Source organism: Dyella sp. S184 (assembly GCF_009766065.1).
Taxonomy (GTDB): Bacteria; Pseudomonadota; Gammaproteobacteria; order Xanthomonadales; family Rhodanobacteraceae; genus Rhodanobacter.
In genome coordinates this window covers 283,840-284,185 of record NZ_LMUE01000009.1, presented here as the reverse complement: position 1 = coordinate 284,185, position 346 = coordinate 283,840, and the positions used below count along the sequence as shown (strand labels likewise).

At 56.6% G+C, this 346-nt stretch carries 1 protein-coding gene; it reads left to right on the top strand.

Features of this window, described 5'->3' with window-relative positions; translation table 11 throughout:
- A partial coding sequence (locus GSQ75_RS19210) for a sulfotransferase (protein ID WP_254058574.1) occupies positions 1-346 on the top strand: 346 nt, incomplete at both ends.

Below are 346 nucleotides of genomic sequence, written 5' to 3'. Positions count from 1 at the left end.
GACCCGGCCTGTGACCGGCCACAAGCCCCATTTCATCGACAAACTCCCGCACAATTTTCTCTATGCGGGCTTTATTGCGCAGGCGCTGCCCCAGGCAAAGATCATCTGCCTGCGGCGTGATCCGATGGATACCTGCCTGGGTAATTTTCGTCAGCTATTCGCGCTGAAGTCGAGCAACTACGACTACTCGTTCGACCTGCTCGATACTGGCCATTACTACGTCCTGTTCGATCACCTGATGGCGCATTGGCAGCAGCTTTTTCCGGGGCGCATCCTGGAAGTGGATTACGAGACGCTGGTGGAGTCGCAAGAGGCGAGTTCGCGCCAATTGCTGGAGTTCTGCGGT